Annotated in this window: 19 protein-coding genes; 11 read left to right on the forward strand and 8 right to left on the reverse strand. The window is 68.4% G+C overall.

The genetic code is table 11. From position 1 onward, the window contains the following. From pqqD to pqqB, 3 genes are read left to right on the forward strand one after another with little or no spacing between them, the layout of a single operon-like run. Entirely contained in the window at positions 1–273 is a 273-nt protein-coding gene (gene pqqD, locus H5J31_RS13895) for a pyrroloquinoline quinone biosynthesis peptide chaperone PqqD (RefSeq protein ID WP_181772959.1), read from the forward strand. Then, the gene (gene pqqE / locus H5J31_RS13900) at positions 264–1,352 is read left to right on the forward strand and encodes a pyrroloquinoline quinone biosynthesis protein PqqE (protein WP_181772960.1); all 1,089 of its coding nucleotides are present in this window, start codon (positions 264–266) and stop codon (positions 1,350–1,352) included. Before pqqD ends, pqqE begins: the two co-directional genes overlap by 10 nt. Beyond that, positions 1,349–2,212: a pyrroloquinoline quinone biosynthesis protein PqqB gene (pqqB, locus tag H5J31_RS13905; protein ID WP_181772961.1), complete on the forward strand. Its 864-nt coding sequence runs from the start codon at positions 1,349–1,351 to the stop codon at positions 2,210–2,212. Before pqqE ends, pqqB begins: the two co-directional genes overlap by 4 nt. Here the strand turns inward: pqqB and H5J31_RS13910 are convergent. Continuing rightward, complete coding sequence (locus H5J31_RS13910) at positions 2,209–3,183, reverse strand: aldo/keto reductase (RefSeq protein ID WP_181772962.1); 975 nt, start codon at positions 3,181–3,183, stop codon at positions 2,209–2,211. The two genes, pqqB and H5J31_RS13910, sit on opposite strands and share 4 nt — an antisense overlap. A 108-nt stretch (positions 3,184–3,291) precedes the next feature. Between H5J31_RS13910 and H5J31_RS13915 the strand changes: the two genes are divergently transcribed. Both H5J31_RS13915 and H5J31_RS13920 read left to right on the forward strand, forming a co-directional pair. Next, entirely contained in the window at positions 3,292–3,810 is a 519-nt protein-coding gene (locus H5J31_RS13915) for an ArsR/SmtB family transcription factor (protein ID WP_181772963.1), read from the forward strand. Beyond that, entirely contained in the window at positions 3,807–5,033 is a 1,227-nt protein-coding gene (locus H5J31_RS13920) for an MFS transporter (RefSeq protein WP_181772964.1), read from the forward strand. The genes H5J31_RS13915 and H5J31_RS13920 overlap by 4 nt, the downstream gene beginning before the upstream one ends. Positions 5,034–5,075: 42 nt before the next feature. Here the strand turns inward: H5J31_RS13920 and H5J31_RS13925 are convergent, their stop codons facing one another. Then, positions 5,076–6,452 carry an amidase gene (locus H5J31_RS13925; protein ID WP_181772965.1) on the reverse strand — a complete coding sequence of 459 codons (1,377 nt, stop codon included), beginning with the start codon at positions 6,450–6,452 and terminating at the stop codon, positions 5,076–5,078. 7 nt (positions 6,453–6,459) lie between these two features. Further along, the gene (locus H5J31_RS13930) at positions 6,460–7,449 is read right to left on the reverse strand and encodes a D-2-hydroxyacid dehydrogenase (protein ID WP_181772966.1); all 990 of its coding nucleotides are present in this window, start codon (positions 7,447–7,449) and stop codon (positions 6,460–6,462) included. A 99-nt stretch (positions 7,450–7,548) separates the two neighbouring features. Between H5J31_RS13930 and H5J31_RS13935 the strand changes: the two genes are divergently transcribed. Genes H5J31_RS13935 through H5J31_RS13945 form a run of 3 tightly spaced genes read left to right on the forward strand, consistent with a single transcriptional unit; the run spans position 7,549 to position 9,796 of the window. Continuing rightward, on the forward strand, positions 7,549–8,289 hold the full coding sequence (locus tag H5J31_RS13935) for a maleate cis-trans isomerase family protein (RefSeq protein ID WP_181772967.1): 741 nt from the start codon (positions 7,549–7,551) through the stop codon (positions 8,287–8,289). Positions 8,290–8,332: 43 nt separating this feature from the next. Then, positions 8,333–9,100: a maleate cis-trans isomerase family protein gene (locus H5J31_RS13940; protein WP_328701479.1), complete on the forward strand. Its 768-nt coding sequence runs from the start codon at positions 8,333–8,335 to the stop codon at positions 9,098–9,100. 3 nt (positions 9,101–9,103) lie between these two features. Further along, positions 9,104–9,796, forward strand: a complete 693-nt coding sequence (locus H5J31_RS13945; RefSeq protein WP_181772968.1) for a GntR family transcriptional regulator — start codon at positions 9,104–9,106, stop codon at positions 9,794–9,796. 4 nt (positions 9,797–9,800) lie between these two features. Here the strand turns inward: H5J31_RS13945 and H5J31_RS13950 are convergent, their stop codons facing one another. The 3 genes from H5J31_RS13950 to H5J31_RS13960 all read right to left on the reverse strand — a co-directional run bounded on the left by H5J31_RS13950 (position 9,801) and on the right by H5J31_RS13960 (position 13,264). Beyond that, positions 9,801–10,277 (reverse strand): DUF4262 domain-containing protein, encoded by a 477-nt coding sequence (locus H5J31_RS13950; protein WP_181772969.1) that lies wholly within the window; start codon positions 10,275–10,277, stop codon positions 9,801–9,803. Between the two features lie 468 nt (positions 10,278–10,745). Continuing rightward, positions 10,746–11,804 carry a tartrate dehydrogenase gene (locus H5J31_RS13955; RefSeq protein WP_181772970.1) on the reverse strand — a complete coding sequence of 353 codons (1,059 nt, stop codon included), beginning with the start codon at positions 11,802–11,804 and terminating at the stop codon, positions 10,746–10,748. Beyond that, positions 11,801–13,264 carry an NAD-dependent succinate-semialdehyde dehydrogenase gene (locus tag H5J31_RS13960; RefSeq protein ID WP_181772971.1) on the reverse strand — a complete coding sequence of 488 codons (1,464 nt, stop codon included), beginning with the start codon at positions 13,262–13,264 and terminating at the stop codon, positions 11,801–11,803. The genes H5J31_RS13955 and H5J31_RS13960 overlap by 4 nt, the downstream gene beginning before the upstream one ends. An 88-nt stretch (positions 13,265–13,352) precedes the next feature. On the opposite strand from H5J31_RS13960, the gene H5J31_RS13965 reads away from it, so the two are divergent. Next, positions 13,353–14,603 (forward strand): aspartate aminotransferase family protein, encoded by a 1,251-nt coding sequence (locus H5J31_RS13965; RefSeq protein ID WP_181772972.1) that lies wholly within the window; start codon positions 13,353–13,355, stop codon positions 14,601–14,603. Next, the gene (locus H5J31_RS13970; protein ID WP_076159963.1) at positions 14,603–15,100 is read left to right on the forward strand and encodes a DUF3830 family protein; all 498 of its coding nucleotides are present in this window, start codon (positions 14,603–14,605) and stop codon (positions 15,098–15,100) included. The genes H5J31_RS13965 and H5J31_RS13970 overlap by 1 nt, the downstream gene beginning before the upstream one ends. 64 nt (positions 15,101–15,164) lie before the next feature. On the opposite strand, the gene H5J31_RS13975 is transcribed toward H5J31_RS13970, so the two are convergent. Then, positions 15,165–16,151, reverse strand: coding sequence for a hypothetical protein (locus H5J31_RS13975; RefSeq protein WP_181772973.1), 987 nt, complete (start codon positions 16,149–16,151; stop codon positions 15,165–15,167). 150 nt (positions 16,152–16,301) lie between these two features. Between H5J31_RS13975 and H5J31_RS13980 the strand changes: the two genes are divergently transcribed. After that, positions 16,302–19,289, forward strand: coding sequence for a BTAD domain-containing putative transcriptional regulator (locus H5J31_RS13980; protein ID WP_456237048.1), 2,988 nt, complete (start codon positions 16,302–16,304; stop codon positions 19,287–19,289). Here H5J31_RS13980 and H5J31_RS13985 read toward each other — a convergent pair. Continuing rightward, entirely contained in the window at positions 19,273–20,061 is a 789-nt protein-coding gene (locus tag H5J31_RS13985) for a Calx-beta domain-containing protein (protein WP_181772974.1), read from the reverse strand. The two genes, H5J31_RS13980 and H5J31_RS13985, sit on opposite strands and share 17 nt — an antisense overlap. Positions 20,062–20,181: the final 120 nt, after the last annotated feature.

Consider the following 20,181-nt stretch of genomic DNA (forward strand, 5'->3'; position numbering starts at 1 on the left):
ATGGCCACCATCACCACCGGATCCGTGCCACGGCTACGGCGCGGCGTCCGGCTGAGCTACGACCAGACCCGGGAAACGCATGTCCTGCTGTTCCCCGAAGGCGTGCTCGTCCCGAATCCGACGGCCGCCGCCGTGCTCAAGCTCTGCGATGGTGCCGCGGATGTCGCGGCGATCGCTTCGGCCTTGCGTCACCGTTATGCCGGAGTACGCGAGGAAGAGATCTTGGACGTCCTGTCCCGGCTGGGAGATCGGCGGATCGTCGAATGGACCTGAACACCTCCACCGCGGCCCCGCCGCTCGGGATGCTGGCCGAGCTGACGCATCGCTGCCCGCTGCACTGCCCGTACTGCTCGAACCCGGTCGAGCTGGTCACCCGGGACGGTGAACTGTCCACAGAGGAATGGTTTTCCGTGCTGTCGCAAGCACGAGAGCTGGGCGTCCTCCAAGTGCACATGTCCGGCGGCGAACCACTCGCCCGGCCGGATCTGCCACTCCTGGTCGAACACGCGACGAAACTGGGGTGCTACGTCAACCTGGTGACGTCCGGACTCGGGCTGACCGAGTCCAGATTGGACGATCTGATCGAACGCGGTATCGCGCACATCCAGCTGTCCGTCCAAGGCGCGACGGCACAGCGCGCGGACCGGCTGGCCGGTGCGCGGGCACACGACCGGAAACTCGTCGTCGCGGACCTGATCAGGAAGGCCGGCCTGCCGCTTTCGGTGAACGTCGTCCTGCATCGGCAAAACCACGACCAGCTGGCCGGGATCATCGACCTGGCCGAGAAAATGGGCGCGGACCGGCTCGAACTGGCCAATACGCAGTACTACGGCTGGGCCTTGCGGAATCGCGACGCCCTGATGCCGACCCGGGAGCAACTGACCGACGCCGAGCCGATCGTCCGCGCCGCCACCGAACGGCTGCGTGGTCGCATGGAGATCATCTACGTCGTCGCCGACTATTACGAGCCGTACCCGAAGCCGTGCATGTACGGCTGGGGCGCGCGGCAATTGACCGTGGCGCCCGACGGGAACGTGCTGCCGTGTCCGGCGTCGACAGCGATCGAGACACTGGAATTCGACAACGTCCGGGACAAACCGCTGGCCCGGATCTGGTACGAATCCTCGTCCTTCAACGCCTATCGCGGCGAGGACTGGATGTCGGACACCTGCCGCACCTGCGATCGGCGCTCGGTCGACTTCGGCGGCTGCCGCTGCCAGGCGTTCCAGCTCACCGGCGACGCCGCGGCGACGGACCCGGTGTGCTCACGTTCGCCGCAACGCGACGTCGTCGACCTCATCCTCGCCACGCCGCCCCGGACGGACGAACTCGTGATGCGGGCGCCGCGATGAGGGTGATCCTGCTCGGCACCGCCGCGGGAGGTGGCTTCCCGCAATGGAACTGTGCCTGCGCGCTGTGCACTTCGGACGCTCCTCCGCGCACTCAGGACTGCGTCGCGGTAAGCGTCGACGGCGAGAGCTGGTACCTGCTCAACGTCTCCCCTGACATCCGCGCGCAGATCCTGGCCACGCCGGCACTCCGGGCCGGCCCCGGACCGAGGGAGATCCCGCTGCGCGGGGTGCTGCTCACCGACGCCGAGCTCGACCACTCACTCGGCCTGCTCCTGCTGCGCGAGGCCGGCGGGCTCCCGGTGTGGGCTCCGGACGCGGTGCTGCACGCGCTTTCGGAGCAGTTCCCGGCGCGGTCGATCATCGACGGCTACGGCGGCTGGGACTGGCTCCCGGTGTCGGAGATCGAGATCGACGGGCTTCGGGTGAGCACGCTCCCGGTGAGCGACAAGCGGCCGAAGTACGCGCGTTCGTCCACTGAGGACGGTCCCTGGGTGGTGGCCTACCGGATCGAGGACGTCCAGACCGGCGGTGTCCTCGTGTATGCGCCGTGCCTCAAGAGCTGGCCGGCCGGATTCGACTCGTTGACCGAAGGCGCGGATCTGGTCCTCCTGGACGGAACCTTCCACGCGCCGGACGAGATGTCGGGTGCGACGGCGGCCGAGGTCGGGGATGGGGCGCAACTGGCGATGGGACACCTACCGATCACCGGCAGTCTCGCGAAGATCCGGCCTGGCCCGCGTTGGGCCTACACGCATCTGAACAACACGAACCCGGTCGTCGATCCGGCGTCGCCCGAGCACGCCGCCGTACTGGACGGCGGCGCCTGGCTTCCTTTGGACGGAACCGAATTCAAGCTCTAGGCGACGCCTTCGGGGCTGGCGCCGGCAACGGGGACGGCGTCGGCGGTGAGGCTGTCGATCTCGGCGAGGTCGGCCGCGGTCAGGTCGATGTCGGCCGCCGCGAGGCTCGCTTCGATGTTGGCCGCCTTGCGTGCCCCCACGATCGCGACGTCGACGCCCGGCTGCGCGAGCGTCCACGCGATCGCGAGCTGGCTGACGGAGATCCCCTTGTCTCCAGCGAAATCCTTGAGCCTGTCGACGATCGCGAGATTGCGGTGGAAGTTCTCGCCGGTGAACGCCGAAGACCGCGAACGCCAGTCGGTCTTCTCGAACCTCGTCTCGGGTGTGAAGGAACCGGTCAGCAGCCCGCTGCCCAGCGGGCTGTACACGAGCACACCGATGTCGTTCTCCCGCGCGTACGGCAGCGGATCGGTCTCGATGTGCCGCCGGAACAAGTGGTACGGCGGCTGCAGTGTTTCGACCGGGCGGGTCTTGTCGAAGTCGGCGAGCTGGGCGGCACTGTAGTTGGAGACACCGACATGCCTGATCTTCCCGGCGTCGACGAACTCCTGCAGGATCCCCGCGGTCTCCTCGGCCGGCGCGTCGGAATCGGGCCAGTGGATCTGGTAGAGGTCGATGTGGTCGACGTCGAGGAAGCGAAGACTGTCTTCGATCCCGCGCGTCAACCACTCGCGCCGGGAATCGCGAGGCCGGCCGGAACGCGGGTTGATGCCGCCTTTCGTGGAGATGACCAGGTCGTCGCGGTCGCGCTTGAGTTCCTCGCGCAGCGCCTTCCCGAGCATCGCCTCGGACTTGCCGAACCCGTAGGCCTGTGCGGTGTCGAAGAAATCGACCCCGAGCTCACGCGCGTGGTGGATGGCGGCGATCGCCGCGTCCTCGTCGAACGAACCCCAGTCCCCGCCGAGCTGCCAGGTGCCGAAGGCGATCCTCGACACCTCGAGACCGCTCCTGCCCAATGTCGTCGTACGCATACCTCCAGCACAGCACAGACATCGGACCATTGCACCGGATCTCCCGGCCAACGAAACCCCCAAATAACTGTTTGACGGTTGCCGTCCCGGCAGTCGATACTCGGCCGCATGCCCGAATCTCCCGACCTCGACGGACTTCGCGTCCTCGCCCATCCGGTGCGGCTGCGCATTCTGTCTCTTTTGACCGGTGTCGCGATGAGTGCGGCCGAGGCCGCACGCGAACTCGGTGAGACACACGCGAATGTCAGCTATCACCTGCGGCGGCTGCACGAAGCCGGGCTGCTGGACGTCGCCGAAGAGGTCCGGATCCGCGGCGGGATGGCGAAACGGTACCGGCACGATCCGGAGTCCGGGATGCGGTTCAGCTCGAAGAATCCGGGCGAAGAGCAGCTTCTCGTCGCGACGATGGCGGAAGAACTCAAGCGCCGCAGCGAATTCCGCGCCGTCGGCAAACGCGGGTCGACGACCGACGCGGAGATGTGGGTCGACCGCGAGACCTGGGAAAAGGCGCTCGGGCACGCGCGGGAACTGAGCAGAATCCTGCACGAGGCCGCGCGACCACCCCGCACCCGCGGCACGATCCCGGTCAACGCGACCGTCTCGTTGTTCGAGATGACGAAGCCGTGACGACACTGCGCGCACCCCTGCGCCATCACAGTTTCCGCTGGCTCGCGGCCGGCCGGACGTTCGGGGAGTTCGGCAACGCGGTGGCGCCGCTCGCCCTGGCGTTCGCGGTGATCGACCTGACCGGCTCGGCGGTGGACATCGGCATCGTCGTCGGCGCCCGGTCGGTGGCGAGTGTGCTGCTCTTGCTGTTCGGCGGCGTCCTCGCGGACCGCCTGCCGCGTTCGGTGATCCTGCAGGGCACCGAGCTCGCGGCGACGTTGACCCAGGCGACCATCGCGGCGAGCGTCCTCTGTGGATTCGCGTCGATCCCGTTGCTGGTCGGGCTGAGTGTCGTGAACGGCGCGGTGTCCGCGATCTCCCTGCCCGCGGCGGCGTCGATCACCCCGCTGACGGTGCCCGCCACCCTGCTGACACAGGCCAACGCACTCGTCCGGCTACTGTCGAACACCGGCCGGATCGCCGGTGCCGGACTCGGCGGCATCCTCGTGTCCGCCGTCGGCCCCGGCTGGGCACTCGGCGGGAACGCGTTGCTGTTCCTGGGATCCGCCCTGTCCTACCGGCGTATCCGCCTGGACCGCCGGGAACGCGCCACCGCGAGCCGTCCCCTGGCGGAACTGGCCGAAGGCTGGCGCGAGTTCCGTTCGCGGACGTGGGTGTGGGTCGTCGTCGTCCAGTTCATGGTGGTGAACGCCGTTATCGCCGGAGGGATCGCGGTACTGGGCCCCCTCGTAGCCGACGGCACCTTCGGGCGCTCCGGCTGGGGATTCGCCCTCGCGGCGCAGACGATCGGCTCACTGGTCGGCGGCATCCTCGTCGCACGATGGCAACCGCGGCGGGCACTGTTCGTCGGAGTCGCGGTGATCGTGCTCGAAGCGCCTCCGCTGCTCCTCCTCGGCCACGCGCCCTGGCTACCGCTGCTGCTCGCGGCGATGTTCGTCTCCGGCCTGGCGATCGAGCAGTTCGTCGTGGCATGGGACGTGTCGCTGCAGGAGAACGTGCCGGAGGACAAACTCGCGCGCGTCTACTCCTACGACATGCTCGGTTCCTTCATCGCCCTACCGCTCGGGCAGATGGCGGCGGGACCGCTCGCCCAGCACTTCGGCACCAGCGCCACCTTGACCGCGTGCGCCGTGCTGGTCGTGGCGACCACCTTGCTCGCGCTGTGCAGCCGTGAGGTGCGGGGCCTGGTCCGCAAGACCCACGCCGCCGCACCAACCGCCTGACCCGAAAGTGATAGCAAAGGTCCCTTGCTATCTTTCCGCAGGTCACGGCCAGGGACGGACCTCTTCGAGGAGCTTGGCGACGGCGAGGACCAGGTCGTCGGAGTGCCTGGGGCCGACGATCTGCAGGCCGACCGGGAGCCCGCTGGACGTGCGCCCCGCCGGGATGCTGATGGCCGGCTGCTGGGTCATGTTGAACGGGTAGGTGAACGGCGTCCAGTCCGGCCAGCCGCTCAGCCCGCTGCCCGGCGGCACTTCGTGCCCGGCTTCGAAGGCCGGGATCGGGATGGTCGGCGTGATCAGCACGTCGTAGCGCGTGTGGAACTCGCCCATCAGGATGCCCAGCGCGGCGCGTTCGGCGTTCGCGCCGAGGTAGTCGCTCGCGGAGAAGGTCTTTCCGAACTCCCACACCTTCCGCAGCCCGGGGTCGACCAGCTCGTCCGAACCGGCGGGGAAGGTGTCCAGCCACTTGGCCGCGCCCGTCGACCAGAGCACGTCGAAGGCGGCCTTGGGGTCGGCGAATCCGGGGTCCGTCTCTTCGATGTGCAGGCCCGCGTCGCCGAGCGACTGGACCGCGGACTTGACGATCGCCGCGACCTCCGGGTCGACGTCGACGTAGCCGAGCGTCGGCGAGTAGGCGGCGATGAGGCCGCGTACGTCGCGACGGACGGCTTCGCGGTAGGTCGCGACAGGCGGAGCGAGCGCGGCGGGGTCGCGGTAGTCGGGCATCGCGAGAACGTCGAGGAGCAGCGCGGTGTCGTCCACCGAACGCGCCATCGGGCCGGCGTGCGACAGCGGCCCGAACGGGCTCGCCGGGAACAGGGGGATCCGGCCGTGCGTCGGCTTGAGCCCGACGATTCCACAGAACGAAGCCGGAATCCGGATCGAACCGCCACCGTCGGTGCCGACGGACAGTTCACCCATCCCGGCCGCGACGGCCGCCGCGCTACCGCCGCTGGAACCGCCCGCCGTCGTCGACAGATCGTGCGGATTGCGGGTGATCCCGGTCAGCGTGTTGTCGGTGACGCCCTTCCAGGCGAGCTCCGGCGTCGTGGTCTTTCCCAACAGCACCAGGCCGTTTTCCCGCAGCCGAGCGGTGACCGGGCTGTCGACCTCCCACGGCTGCGAGGGGTCGATACAGCGCGAACCGCGCAACGTCGGCCAGCCCTGGGTGAGGAACATGTCCTTGATCGAAGCCGGGACACCGTCGAGCCAGCCGATCGGATTGCCGTCCCGCCAACGGATTTCCGACGCCTTCGCCTGCTCCATCGCGCGATCGGCGTCGACCAGGCAGTAGGCGTTGACATCGCCGTCGCGTTCCTCGATGGCACGCAACGCGTTCTGGGTGGCCTCGACCGGTGACAACTCCCCGGTGGCATACGCGGCGACCAGCTCGCTGGCGGTCAACTTGGTGTCGTTCATCCGGCCCCTAACCTTGGCGAAGCGTCTCCGACGGCACGTACCCGAGCTGCTTGTCCACGACGTTGCGCAGCGGCTCCCCCGCGCGCCAGCGACGGAAGTTGTCCGCGAACACCTCTACCAGAGTATTACGCCAGCCGATGAAGTCGCCCGACATATGCGGAGAGATCAGCACGTTCTCCATCGTCCACAAAGGACTATCCGTCGGCAGGGGCTCGGTGTCGAAGACGTCGAGCGCCGCACCGCCGACCGGCCCGTCCCGCAGCGCCGCGACGAGGTCGGAGGTCACCACGAGTTCGCCGCGGCCGACGTTGACGAACCGCGAGCCTGGCTTCATCGCGGCGAAGGTCTCGGCGTCGAACATGCCCTTTGTCTGCTCGGTCAGCGGCGCGACCGCGACGACGTAGTCCGCTTCGGGAAGATGCCGAGCCAGGTCCGAGGAGGCGTACACGTCCCCGAAGTCGGGATCGTCCTCGCGGGAACGGCGCCCGACACCGGCCACCGACATCCCGGCGGCCCGCAGCATCCGCGCGATCGACCGGCCGATCGGCCCGGTGCCGACCACGAGCACCCGGCGACCGGCGATCCGTTCACTCTCCCGATGCTTCCACTGCTTCTGCCGCTGCAGGTCCCACGAACGGACGAAATCCTTGGCGAACGTGAGGACGACACCGAGCACGTACTCGGCGATCGCGCCGTCGAACACCCCACGCGAGTTGGTGAGCACGACGTCGCTGTTCTGGAGTCCGGGGAAGAGCACGGGGTCGACACCCGCGCTGGCGATGTGCAGCCAACGCAGCCGATCAGCCGCGTGCCAGGCACCCGGAACGGCGGTGGAGAGGAAGTCGTAGACGAAGAGCGCGTCGGCACCGGATAACGCATCGGCCAACCCCGCCTCGTCGGTGTAACGAACCACCGCTCCGGCTTCGATAGCGCGCATATCCGGTGGGCGTGCGTCTCCGCAGAGCACCGCCAGCACAGGGGTCTCCGAGGCGATCACGTTGACACCGTAAAAGTGGCTCGTATGATTGTCAACAATCCGAGGAACGACCCCCGGAGCACCGGACTGTGGCAGCAGAAGTTTTCCGGAGGCTGAGACTTGGATTTCGACTTACTGGAGTTCGAAGGGCCGTTGGCGCAGCGCGGCATCGGCGTCATCGCTCCGTTCGACCTCGCCCTGGAACGCGAGCTCTGGCGATGGGTGCCGATGGAGGTCTCCCTCCATCTGGCACGGACGCCGTACGAACCCGTACCCGTCAGCATGGAGATGGCCCAGCTCGTCAGCGACAGCAGACACCTCGCCACCGCCACGAGGGACGTACTCCACGTGGAGCCCGAAGTCGTCGCCTACCTGTGCACCTCCGGCAGTTTCGTCAACGGGGTGGACTACGAACGCTCCTTGACCAAGGCGATCTGCGACGCGGGCGCGCCGGACGCCGTCACCACCTCCGGCGCCCTGGCCGAGGTCCTGCACCAGCTCGACCTCCACCGGGTCTCGGTGCTGACGCCCTACGACGCCGACCTGACCGGGAAGCTGCACGAATTCCTGACCGAACTCGGCGTCCACACCGTGTCGAGCGACCACCTCGGGCTGGGCGGCGGCATCTGGAAGGTCAGCTACCGGACCATCGCCGAACGCATCCTCGCCGCCGACCACGCCGACGCGGAGGCCATCTTCGTCAGCTGCACCAACCTCCCCACCTACGATCTGATCGAGCCGCTCGAAACGGCGCTCGGCAAACCCGTCCTCACCGCGAACCAGCTCACGATGTGGGCCTGCCTGCGGCGGATGAACCTCCCGATCGTCGGCCCCGGCAAGTGGCTCCGCGAGGTCGCTTGACCCCCTCCCCTACGATTGTCGACAATCTGCCTCCGGAGGTCCCGTGTCCATCTCGCTCACCCCGCCCGAGCCGCCGTCCGAGACGACCACGATCGGGTTCATCTACCCCGACCACGCCGCCGAGGACGACTACCCGCTCGCGGAGCAGCTCCTCGGCGGGGACCTGGCCGGGATCAAGCTGCCGGTCGAGCACATCTACGGCACCGACCTGCACGCCGTGCCCGAACTCCTGGACCTGGGCAGTGAAGCCCGGCTCGCCGACGGCGCCGCGCTGCTGGCCAAGCACGAACCGGACGCGGTGGTGTGGGCGTGCACCAGCGGCAGCTTCGTCTACGGCTGGGAAGGCGCCCGCCACCAGGCCGACCGGCTGGCCGCCGTCGCCGGCGTCCCCGCTTCGAGCACCTCCTTCGCCTTCGTCAACGCCGCGCAGGCGCTCGGCGTCCGGCGGGTCGCGGTCGCCGCCAGCTACCCGGACGACGTCGCCCGCCTGTTCGTCGAGTTCCTCGGCGCGGGCGGGATCGAAGTGGTCTCGATGGGCAGCGCGGACATCGACACCGCCGCCGAGGTCGGCGAACTCAGCCCGGAGGCCGTCATCGCGCTCGCGGTGAGCCGCGACCACGCCGATGCCGACGCGCTGCTCGTCCCGGACACCGCCATGCGGACGCTCGGCGAGATCAACACGCTCGAGACCCGTCTGGGCAAACCGGTGCTGACCGCCAACCAGGTCACCGTCTGGGAGGGCCTGCGACTCACCGGGAAATCCCCGCTCGTCCGCACCCTGGGCGCGCTGTTCGGGCAGAGAGGCAACTGAACCATGTCCTTGCCGGATATCGAGCCGGTCAGCCGGGAGTCGACCGCCGGGATCATCGCGCGCCAGTTGCGCGACGCGATCATGACCGGCGCTCTTCCTCCCGGCACCCAGCTCGGTGAAACCGACCTGGCGTCCCGGTTCCAAGTCTCGCGGGGGCCTCTGCGAGAGGCGATGCAGCACCTCGTCTCCGAAGGGCTCCTTCGCAGCGAACGCCACCGCGGCCTGTTCGTGATCGACCTCGAACCCGGCGACGTCTACGACATCTATTCGGCGCGCTCGGCCATCGAGCGTGCCGCGATGCTGCGAGCGCTGCGCGGTGACCGGGAGAAGGTCGCCGCCGTCCTCGAAGAGGCCGTTGGCGCCATGGCCGTCGCCGCCGACGACGACGATCCGACCGCGCTCTCCTGGGCGGACCTCCGGTTCCACGAAGCGCTGATCGCCGCCTCCGGCAGCAAACGCCTCGTGCGCATGGCACGGACCCTGCTCATCGAGACCCGCATGTGCCTCACCGCGCTGCAGGGGACCTACCAGCGGGTCGAAGAGCGGGTCACCGAACACACCAGGATCATCGAGGCCCTGCGGGAGGGTGACGAGGAAACCGCGCTTTCGCTGCTGGAAGCCCATATGGAGGACGCCGTCCAGCGACTGGCCCCGGGGACCAGCCTGCGAGAGGGCGAAGCTCCCGCCGTGCCTTAGGGAGTCAGCCACGGATCCGCGCTCCCAGCACCGGCTGCCCGCCGGTTCCGCCGCGGAATTCCCTGTCCCACGGCCAATTCCCGTGCTCGTCCTCGTAGACCAGTTGCAGGGCACGGAAATCTTCGCCGTACATGAGGACCGCGGTGAGCAGATGCGCCGACGGCGCACCGAGCGGGACGACCTCGAGCGCGGGCCACCCCACCGCCGCCGGCAGCACCTCACCCGGTCGCGGCTCTCCCGACCGGACCACCTGTTGAGCGAAGAAATTCAGCAACTGCCCGGATCTTCGCTCCCGGAGACCGGTGACGACCAGTTCCGGCATACCCGCATCGGTGAGCCCGACCGTGTAGGCGAAGGCGGGATGGGCGCCTTCGGCCTCGACGGTCTGCACCATCCAGCCGTGTTGCCGGATCAGCGGGCGGACCTCCTCGACGAGGTAGTCGTCGCAGGTCTTCCCAGGGTTGTCGCAATGCCAGCACATCGGTGCTCCTCCAGTCGTCGACTCCGATGATCGACACTGTGCACCGAGGCACCGACAAGAAAGTCCGCCGTCCGCTCAAGGACCGGATCTTCTCCTTTGAGGGCAAGAAAAATTCGTTTTCACGAGCACGTTCCGCGAGGGCTCGCGAGTGGCGATTCGGACTGTATCGACGAGTAGTCGATGAAAGCCTCCTTGCCTACTCTGAAGGTAGCGAAGGGGCCTTCATGTACTTCGGCAAGGCCTTCACCTTGCCTACCTATCGCCACTCGATGACCCACGCACCACGATGCGTTCCCATGGGCAAGCGGCGTTGCGAAGGGAGCTTTCGCAACACGCACGGCTGATAAGGCCAGGCGGGCGTGAGTGTTTCAGGTCGTTCTGACGACCTGAAACACTCACGGCCTTCGCCGAAGTCATGAATGGACCATTCATGACATCACGGACTTGACACACCTCTGGGCCGATGGTTCATGATAGAGCGGCGACCACCGCGGACCCGAGTTCGGCGGTGGTGGACTTACCGCCGAGATCCGGGGTCAGCACCGCCCCTTCCGCGAGAACCCTTTCCACCGCAGCGTGAACACTTTGTGCCGCAACGGTTTCTCCCAGATGGTCGAGCATCATCGCACCCGCCAGGATCTGCGCCACCGGATTCGCGATGCCCTGCCCGGCGATGTCGGGAGCACTGCCGTGCACCGCCTCGAACATCGAAGGGAATTCACCAGGAGGATTGATATTGCCCGAAGGCGCCATTCCGAGCCCGCCCGTCACGGCCGCCGCCAGGTCGCTCAGGATGTCACCGAAGAGATTCGACCCGACCACGACGTCGAGCCGGTCCGGCGCCTGGACCATCCGCGCGGCGAGCGCGTCGACGTGGCACTGTTCGGCCTGCACGTCCGGATAGTCCGCGGCGATTTCGAAGAAGATCTCGTCCCAGAACGGCATCGAGTGGATGAGCCCATTGGACTTCGTCGCCGAGCAGACCCGTCCCGTCCGTGTCTCCGCCAGGTCGAAGGCATAACGGATGATCCGCTCGACCCCGACTCGTGTGAACACGGATTCCTGTAAGACGAACTCGTTCTTATGGCCACGATTGTGACGGCCGCCGATCTCCGAGTACTCGCCCTCGGAGTTCTCGCGGACGATCACCATCTCCAGTTCTTCGGCGCTCCGGCCGGCCAGCGCCGAGGTGGTCCCCGGCAGCAGCCGGACCGGCCGAAGGTTGACGTACTGAGAGAACGCGCGCCGCACCGGGATGAGGAGGCCCCACAGCGAGACATGGTCCGGCACACCGGGAAAGCCGACGGCACCGAGGAAGATCCCGTCGAAACGGGACAGCTGCTCGATCCCGTCGTCCGGCATCATCGAGCCGGTCTTGGTGTACCGCTCACAGCTCCAGTCGAACTCCGTCCAGGACAAGGAGAAGCCATGCGACGCCGCCGCCCGGTCGAGGACCTTGCGGGCCTCGACCGTGACGTCGACACCGATCCCGTCACCGGGGATGGAGGCGATCCGATACGAACTCACAGAGCCACCGCGATGTACTTGGTCTCGAGGAACTCGTCGATGCCGACGGTGCCGCCTTCACGACCGAGGCCGGACTGCTTGATCCCGCCGAACGGTGCCGCCGGGTTCGAGACCAGTCCCTGGTTGAGGCCGATCATGCCGGCTTCCAGCCGTTCCGAAACCCGTAGCGCCCGCTTGAGATCGGAGGTGTACACATAGGACACGAGCCCGAATTCGGTGTCGTTCGCCGCCGCGATGGCCTCGTCCTCGGTGTCGAACGCGGTGATCGGGGCGACCGGCCCGAAGATCTCTTCCGACGCGAGCCTGGCTTCCTTCGGGACGTCGGTGAGCACCGTGGCCTGATAGAAGTTGCCCGGACCGTCCACGGTCGACCCTCCGGTGAGGACGCGCGCTCCTCGCTCGGTGGCGTCGGCGACCAGGCCGCTGACCTTCTCCACCGCGGCTTCGTCGATGAGTGGGCCGACGACGACCCCCTCCTCGGTGCCTCGCCCCATCGGCAGGGCCTCCATGCGCTGGGTCAGGCGACGGGAGAACTCGTCGACGATGCCTCGCTGGACGTAGAAGCGGTTGGCGGCCGTACATGCCTCGCCGATGTTGCGCATCTTCGCGGTCATCGCGCCTTCGACGGCGGCGTCGAGGTCGGCGTCTTCGAAGACCAGGAAGGGAGCGTTGCCGCCGAGCTCCATCGAGGTACGGAGCACCTTGTCCGCGCACTGCTCCAGCAGCTTCCGTCCGACACCGGTGGAGCCCGTGAAGGAGAGCTTGCGGGCACGGCCGTCACGGATGAGGGGTTCCATCACACCGCCGGAGTCCGACGTCGTGAGCACGTTCAGCACACCTTCCGGCAGTCCCGCTTCGGCGAGGATCGCCGCGAGGGCCAGCATCGAAAGGGGAGTCTGGGCAGCGGGTTTGATGACCATCGTGCAGCCGGCCGCGACCGCGGGACCGATCTTGCGGGTGCCCATCGCCATGGGGAAGTTCCACGGCGTGATGAGCAGGCACGGCCCGACGGGCTGCTTCGTCACCAGGAACCGGCCGGTGCCGTTGGGCGCGACGGCGAAGCCGCCGTCGATCCGGACGGCTTCCTCCGCGAACCAGCGGAAGAACTCGGCCGCATAGGTGATCTCGCCTTTCGACTCGGCGAGAGGCTTGCCCATTTCGAGGGTCATCAGCAACGCCAGTTCGTCGGCGCGCTTGATGAGCAGCTCGTAGGCGCGGCGCAGGATCTCGCCGCGTTCGCGTGGGGCGACGGTCGCCCAGTCGGCCTGTGCGGCCACAGCGGCGTCCAGCGCGCTGACGCCGTCCGCCGGTGACGCGTCGGCCACCTCGCACAGGGCTTCACCCGTCGAGGGGTCGAGAACGGGGAAGGTCTTCCCGTTCGCGGCGGGCACCCACTTGCCGCCGATGAACAGTTCCTTGTCGACCGCCGCGACTACGCCGGCCTCACTGATCGAGCTCATCCCAACGCTCCTCCATGTTGTCCCGAACGCCATGCTATGGATATTGTCAACAATCGACAACAGCTCAGCCGACCTAGGAGCGCAGCCCATGGCCCAGCTATCACCGCTGCTCAAGCAGGCAACGCCGGTCGTGGTCGACCACGGTGAAGGGGTTTACCTCTACGACACCGATGGCAAACGTCACCTGGATTTCACCGCCGGGATCGGCGTGACCAGCACCGGGCACTGTCACCCGCACGTGGTGAGCGCCGCGCGGGAGCAGATCGGCAAGCTCATCCACGGGCAGTACACGACGGTCATGCACAAGCCGATGCTGGAGCTGACCGAGAAGCTGGGCGGCGTCCTGCCGGAAGGTCTGGATTCCCTCTTCTACTCGAACTCGGGCAGCGAGGCCGTCGAGGCGGCGCTCCGGCTGTCCCGTCAGGCGACCAAGCGGCCCAACGTGATCGTCTTCCAGGGCGGGTTCCACGGCCGGACCGTCGCGGCGGCGACCATGACGACTTCGGGCACCCGGTTCAGTGCCGGGATCTCGCCGCTCATGTCCGGCGTGCACGTCGCGCCGTTCCCATACGCCTTCCACTACGGCTGGGACCAGGAGACCGCGACGAAGTTCGCCCTGCGGGAGCTCGACTACCTGTTCGCGACGGTCTGCGCGCCGAACGAGACGGCCGCGTTCTTCATCGAACCGGTGCTCGGTGAGGGCGGGTACGTCCCGGCGAACCCGGAGTTCCTCGCCGGACTTCGGGAACGCGCGGACAAGCACGGGATCCTGCTGGTGATGGACGAGATCCAGACCGGCTTCGGCCGGACGGGCAAGTTCTGGGGGCACGACCACTTCGGGGTGCGCCCGGACATCGTGCTCATCGCGAAGGGCCTCGCCAGCGGGTTCCCGATCTCGGGCATCGCCGCGTCGGAGGAACTGATGGCGAAGGCGCTCCCCGGTTCCCAGGGCGGGACCTACGGCGGCAACGCGGTGGCCTGTGCGGCGGCCGTCGCCACGCTGGAGGTGATCCAGCAGGAGGGCCTGGTCGAGAACGCCGCCGAACGCGGACGCCAGTTGCTCGAAGGCGTGCGGGTGATCGCGGACAAGTCGCCGTCGATCGGCGACGTCCGCGGGCTGGGGCTGCTGGTCGGCTCCGAGTTCACCACCCCGGACGGCGAGCCGGACACGGCGAAGGCCCAGGCGGCGCAGAAGGCCGCGTCCGCCAACGGGTTGCTGCTGCTGACCTGCGGGGCGTACATGAACGTGGTCCGGATGGTTCCGCCGCTGATCGTCAACACCGAACAGGTCGACGAAGCGCTCCGGATCTGGGGTGACATCGTGGCGGAGGTCGAGTGATGGCCCGCTACATCACGATCACCCTCGACAAACGCGGGGTGTCCTGCCGGGCCAGGCTGCTCGACGCCGAAGCCCCGCGGACCTGCCGCGCGGTGTGGGACGCGTTGCCGCAGAGCGGTTCCGCCTATCACGCGAAGTACGCCCGCAACGAGGTCTACACCCTCGTGCCGCCCTTCGCCGAACCGAAGCCGGGCCGCGAAAACCCCACGGTGACCCCGATTCCGGGTGATGTCGTGTACTTCGGCTTCGAGGCGTGGGAGATCGGCAACCCGGCGTACGGCTACGACGACGACAGTGAGGCGCACAGCGATCAGGGCGCGACCGATCTCGCGATCTTCTACGGCCGCAACAACCTGCTGATCAACGGCGACGCGGGCTGGGTGCCCGGCAACGTGTTCGCGACGATCGAAGAGGGACTGGCCGAAATGGCGGAAGCCGCGCAGGACCTCTGGCTGCGAGGGGTCGAGGGCGAGACGCTTTCGTTCGCACGCGCGTGAAAAGCCCGTGGGCTGTGAGGGTTCCCCACCCTCACAGCCCACGAGCCCGGCACCCCTCCGTGGCTTACTGCCGCTCGGCGGCCAGACGGTATTCGACGCCGCCGACCTCTTCGCCGCGCTGATCGACCTGGGTCACGTTGACGGTGTACTGCCCGCCGGCCGCCTCGGCACCGGCGGTGAAGCTCAGCTGGGCGGGCACCTGCTCGCCCGCCTTGAACGTCAGCCCGCTGATCCGGGCCCGCTGCGGATCCACGATGGCCAGTTCGGTCTCACCGACCCGTTCGATGCCCTCACCCTTCGCGCCGCCTGCCCGCCAGCGTGCGGCGAGGTCGGCACCGAGGTCGATGGTGATCCGGCCCGGGCCGGTGAACGGCTTGCCCGGCTGGGTGAAGACGATGTCGCCGATCGTCGTGGGGTCGGGGCCGTGCCAGCCGAACACGATCGGCCGGATCACCGGGACCTTGATCTTGAACGGGACCGCGTTCACGTTGTGCCAGGCGATGTTGTTGTTGTTCCGCGTGTTGGCGGAGGTGCTGACGCCTTCCGTCGGCAGGTCGGTCGGCGAGAGCCACCGGGCCAGCAGGCAGAAGTGCGAGCCGATCGGGACCTTCCACGGGATGACGACCCGTTTGGTGCCGTAGGGGACGCTCACGTTGGTGGCCGAACCGATGTAGTTCCATTGGCTCGTCCACTGCGCCACAGTGCCCTGCTTCGTGTAGTAGACCTGCAGCGTTCCCTTCTCGAGTCCGTCCCCGTACGGGCCCGGGTTGTTCAGGGTGACGTGGATGTAGGCGTTGCCGCCCTGGACGATCGGATCGTCGGTGGCGCACAGGATCGTCGCCGAGAAGCACACGCGGATGTCGGGACTGGAGTAGAGCGAGCCGGACGAAGGCTCGAACCCGACGTCGGACGTGTTGTCCCGGATGAAGACGTCGCTGCGTCCCTCCGGCGCGGCCTGAACCGCCGGTGCGACACCCGCGAACAAGGTCGCGACGGCCAGCGCCGCCGCCGCGATCAAGGTTCTCCGGCGCCGCGGATTTCTGGTGATCATGTACCCCTCCTTGGGCGGAACAATCGACCTACCGACCGTCGATCACTCCGGTTGTGGCGCGGTTGTCGGGATCGTGTGCCCCTGATCGGCCGATTTCGGAGGGTCTTCGCCCGGATACGCTCACCGAGGTCACGAGCCGGAGGGAGCAGGGTGCCCGGGCCAGGGGAACTACGGGTGCTGGGCCCGGTCGAAGCGATCGGCCCCACCGGGCGGGCGGAGTTCCACGGCGCCCGCCAGCGAGCCGTGCTCGGCGTTCTCGCCCTGCACGCGGGCACGGTCGTGCCGATCCCCCGGCTGGTCGACGTGCTCTGGGGTGAGGATCCGCCTCGTACGGCGGTGAAAACCCTGCACAGCCACGTCGCGAGGATCCGGCAGGCGCTCGAGGATTGCGGCTTCCCTCCGGTGTTGCTGACCCGCAAACCCGGCTACGTCCTCACGGTCGCACCGTCCTCTGTCGACGCGCTCCGCTTCGAAGAGGAGCTACGTGCCGCTCAGCGGGACACTCCGGGGCAAGCGGTGACGGCCTTGCGTGAGGCGTTGCGGCTCTGGCGCGGCGAAGCGTTCGCGGACGCCGAACTGGACGGTTGGGGGCGCCGAGAGGTCGAACGTCTCCAGGAACTGCGACTGTCGGCTTGGGAAGAACTCTGGGACGCCGAGCTACGGCTCGGTGATCACGACCAGGTCGTCCGGGAACTGCCTCGGCTGCGAGCCGAGCATCCCTACCGTGAACGGCTCGCCGCATTGCACATGCTCGCGCTGCATCGCTGCGGAAGGCACGCCGAAGCACTCGAAACCTTCCAGTCCGTGCGGCGGGGTCTGGCCGACGAGTTCGGTGTCGACCCCGGTCCGGAACTGGTCGCGTTGCATACGTCGATCCTGCGTCGCGCGCCCGAACTGGACGCGCCGACGACGGGCACGGCACCCGCGCAACTTCCCGCCCGCGTCGGGCATTTCACCGGACGGCAGCAGGAACTCGCGTCCCTGGACCGGCTTCTCGACGAACCGGAGCGGCCGGTCGTCGTGATCTCCGGCGCGGCGGGCATGGGGAAATCCGCGCTGGCCGTGCAGTGGGCACATCGCATCGCCGACCACTTTCCCGACGGCCAGCTGTTCCTCGACCTCGCCGGGCACGACCCGCATGAGGCACTGTCGCCGGGTGACGCGCTCGCCCACCTGCTGCGCGGTCTGGGGTTGCCCGACGATCGGCTGCCCGACGCGACGGCCGAACGTGCCGCGCTCTTCCGGTCGCTCCTGCACGGCAAACGGTGTGTGGTCGTCGCGGACAACGCCGGCGGCGTCGACCAGATCCTGCCGCTCGTCCCCGGCACGGCGAAGACGATGCTGATCGTGACCAGCAGGCAGACCCTGGCCGCGCTCGGCAGCAGGCACGCCGTCCACGTGCTCGCGCTCGACGCGCTGGCCGATCCGGAGTCGATGACCCTGCTCACCCGCGTACTGGGCACCGAACGGGTCGCCCGCGAACCCGCGCAGGCCGCGCGACTGGCCAGGCTGTGCGACGGGATGCCGCTGGCACTGCGGATCGCCGCCGCGCGCCTGACCGGGGAGCCGGGACGGCCGATCGCGGAGCTCACCCGCGAGCTGACCGGCGCCGGACGGTTGGAAACCCTTGCCGTACAAGGTGATTCACGAACCGTCCGGACCGTGCTCGCGAGCGCCTACCTCCCGTTGGACCCCGCGTCCGCACAGCTGTTCCGACTGTCCGGGCTGACCCCGGGAGCGTCGTTCAGCTCGGCTCTCGGCGCCGCGTTGTGCGGGGTGCCGCCGGAAGCGGGCCGCGCCGCCGTCGCCGCGCTGTCCGCCGCGCATCTGATCACCCCGGCCGGCGCGGATCGCCATCGCTTCCACGACCTGATCCGTGAATTCGCCGTCGCGTGTGCTCGTGCGGACGAAACGACGGCGAGCCGCGCAGAGGCGGCGGACCGGCTCGTCGACTGGTACCTGTACGTGGCCGCCGAGGCGAACCGGATCATCGACCCGAACCGCGATCTGGTCACCCCGGCGTTGCGCCACCCCGCGCCCGAACGGCCGTTCCCGGCGGAAAGGCGTGCGGCACTGGCGTTCCTGAGCGCCGAACGCGCGAATCTGCTGCCCGTGGTGCGGTTCGCTCGCGAGCACGGGCGCAACACCGCCGCCTGGCAGCTCACCTATCTGCTCACCAGTTTCTACGACACCATGGGCGGCTGGAACGAGCGGATCGGGTTGTGCCGCGAGGGCGCAGCGGCCGCCGCCGAACTCGCCGACCCCTTGGCGGAGGCGGAAATGCTGCGTGCGCTGGGCGCCGCGTACTTCATGACCCGCAGGCTTACGGACGCCCTCGAAACCAATGCCCGCGCGCTGAAGGCCGCTCGCGCGGCGGGTGATCTCGAAGGCGAGGGCCATATCTACAACAACACCGCGAACGCCTACGCCGCCCTGCGCCGGTTCGACGAGGCGATCACCGCGTACCGGCTGGCGGTGGAACGGTGTACCTCGGCGGGCAACCGGCTCGGCCGGGCGCTGTCGCAGCGGAACCTCGGTCATGCCTACGTCCGCCGCGGTCAGGCGATGGACGGACTCGGCCCGCTGACCGCGGCACTGGCGACGTTCCGCGAGCTCGGCAACGCCCGGCTGGAGGCCGCCACCTTGGACACCCTCGGCGAGGCCTACGAGGAACTCGGCGATCACGACGTCGCGCTGGAGCATCTAGGCAAGGCGCTGGCCGCGTCACGGGCGATCGGCGATCGGTGGCAGGAATGGGAATCCCTGCTGCACGCCGGCCAGGTCCATCTTTCCCGGCGCGATTTCCCGGCCGCGCGCACCGATTTCGACCAGGCGTTGCTGATCAGCCGGGACGTGGGGAACCGGCACAGCGAAGCCGCCGCGCTCGATCGGCTCGGCCGCGCCTGCCTGGGACTCGGCGACCTGGCCGCGGCGCGGGAGAACCTCGAACGCGGTCTCGCGGTCCGGGCCGGGGTCCCGGATCCCTACGAGGAGGCTCACCTGCGCCGCGACCTCGGCGACCTCGAGGCGCGCTGTGGTGACACGGCCGCCGCGGCCGCCCACTGGGCCAGAGCCGTGGAGCTCTACCGGCGGGCGAACGCGACGGCCGACGCCGATCTGGTCACCGGCCGGGGCTGATCACCACATTCGAGGTCGCGTGGACGAGTCGCCCCTGCGACGGCTGGAAGAACTCGATCCGCGCCTTCCCCGCCTCACCGGAGAGCGGCGTGAATTCGGCGTATCCCCGCGTCTCACCGCGCGGGATGGTGACGACCCCGTCCTTCACGGGCACGTGGCCGGAGCCTTCGGTGCGGTAGCGGATGGTGAGCGGTCCCGTCCAAGGCCGGGAGAGGACGACCGGCACCTTGCAGGACGTGCCCTGCGCGTAGCCGAGCGGCATCGACCAGCAGATCTCGCCCTCCTGAGTGGTGATCGCCGGTGAGGTCTTGACCGCGTCGTCGTCGGCCACCCAGGCGACGCCGACACTGTGACCGATCCGGACGCCCTTCTCGCCGTACAGCTGGAGGGAGAACATCTCGTCGTTCTCGACGAGGGAATCGGCGCGGACCTTGACCGGGACGGTCTGCGTGTCCGACCTGCCTGCCCAGGTCAGCGTGCCGGTGGCCGGCGCGTAATCGGGGCCTTCCTTGGCCACGAACGCCGGATCGACGGGCGAACCGTTCCCGTCGATCGTCCGGTACTCGACCGAGCCCTGGGGCGCGCAACCGCCGTCGGCCAGGGAGACGGTGAAGAGAAACGTGGTGTAACCGGCGCTCGTTCCCTCGGCCTGGCTGACGCCGCTGACGTTCACGACGGGCGCCGTGCAGCCCGCTTCCCTGCCTTCGGCCGCCGGTACCGCGAGCCCTGCTGCCACCGCGAGCGCCGCCACCAGCGTCGCGATCCGTCTCATCCTTGATCCCATCGAGCGTCCACCCCTTCCGGCGGGCCGTCGGAGGACCCGCTGCGACATGGGTAACCGAGTGAGGTTGTCGCGAGGTTGTGACCAGCGAACATGAAAATGATTCATGGC

This window comes from Amycolatopsis pittospori (assembly GCF_013870525.1).
Classification (GTDB): domain Bacteria; phylum Actinomycetota; class Actinomycetes; order Mycobacteriales; family Pseudonocardiaceae; genus Amycolatopsis; species Amycolatopsis pittospori.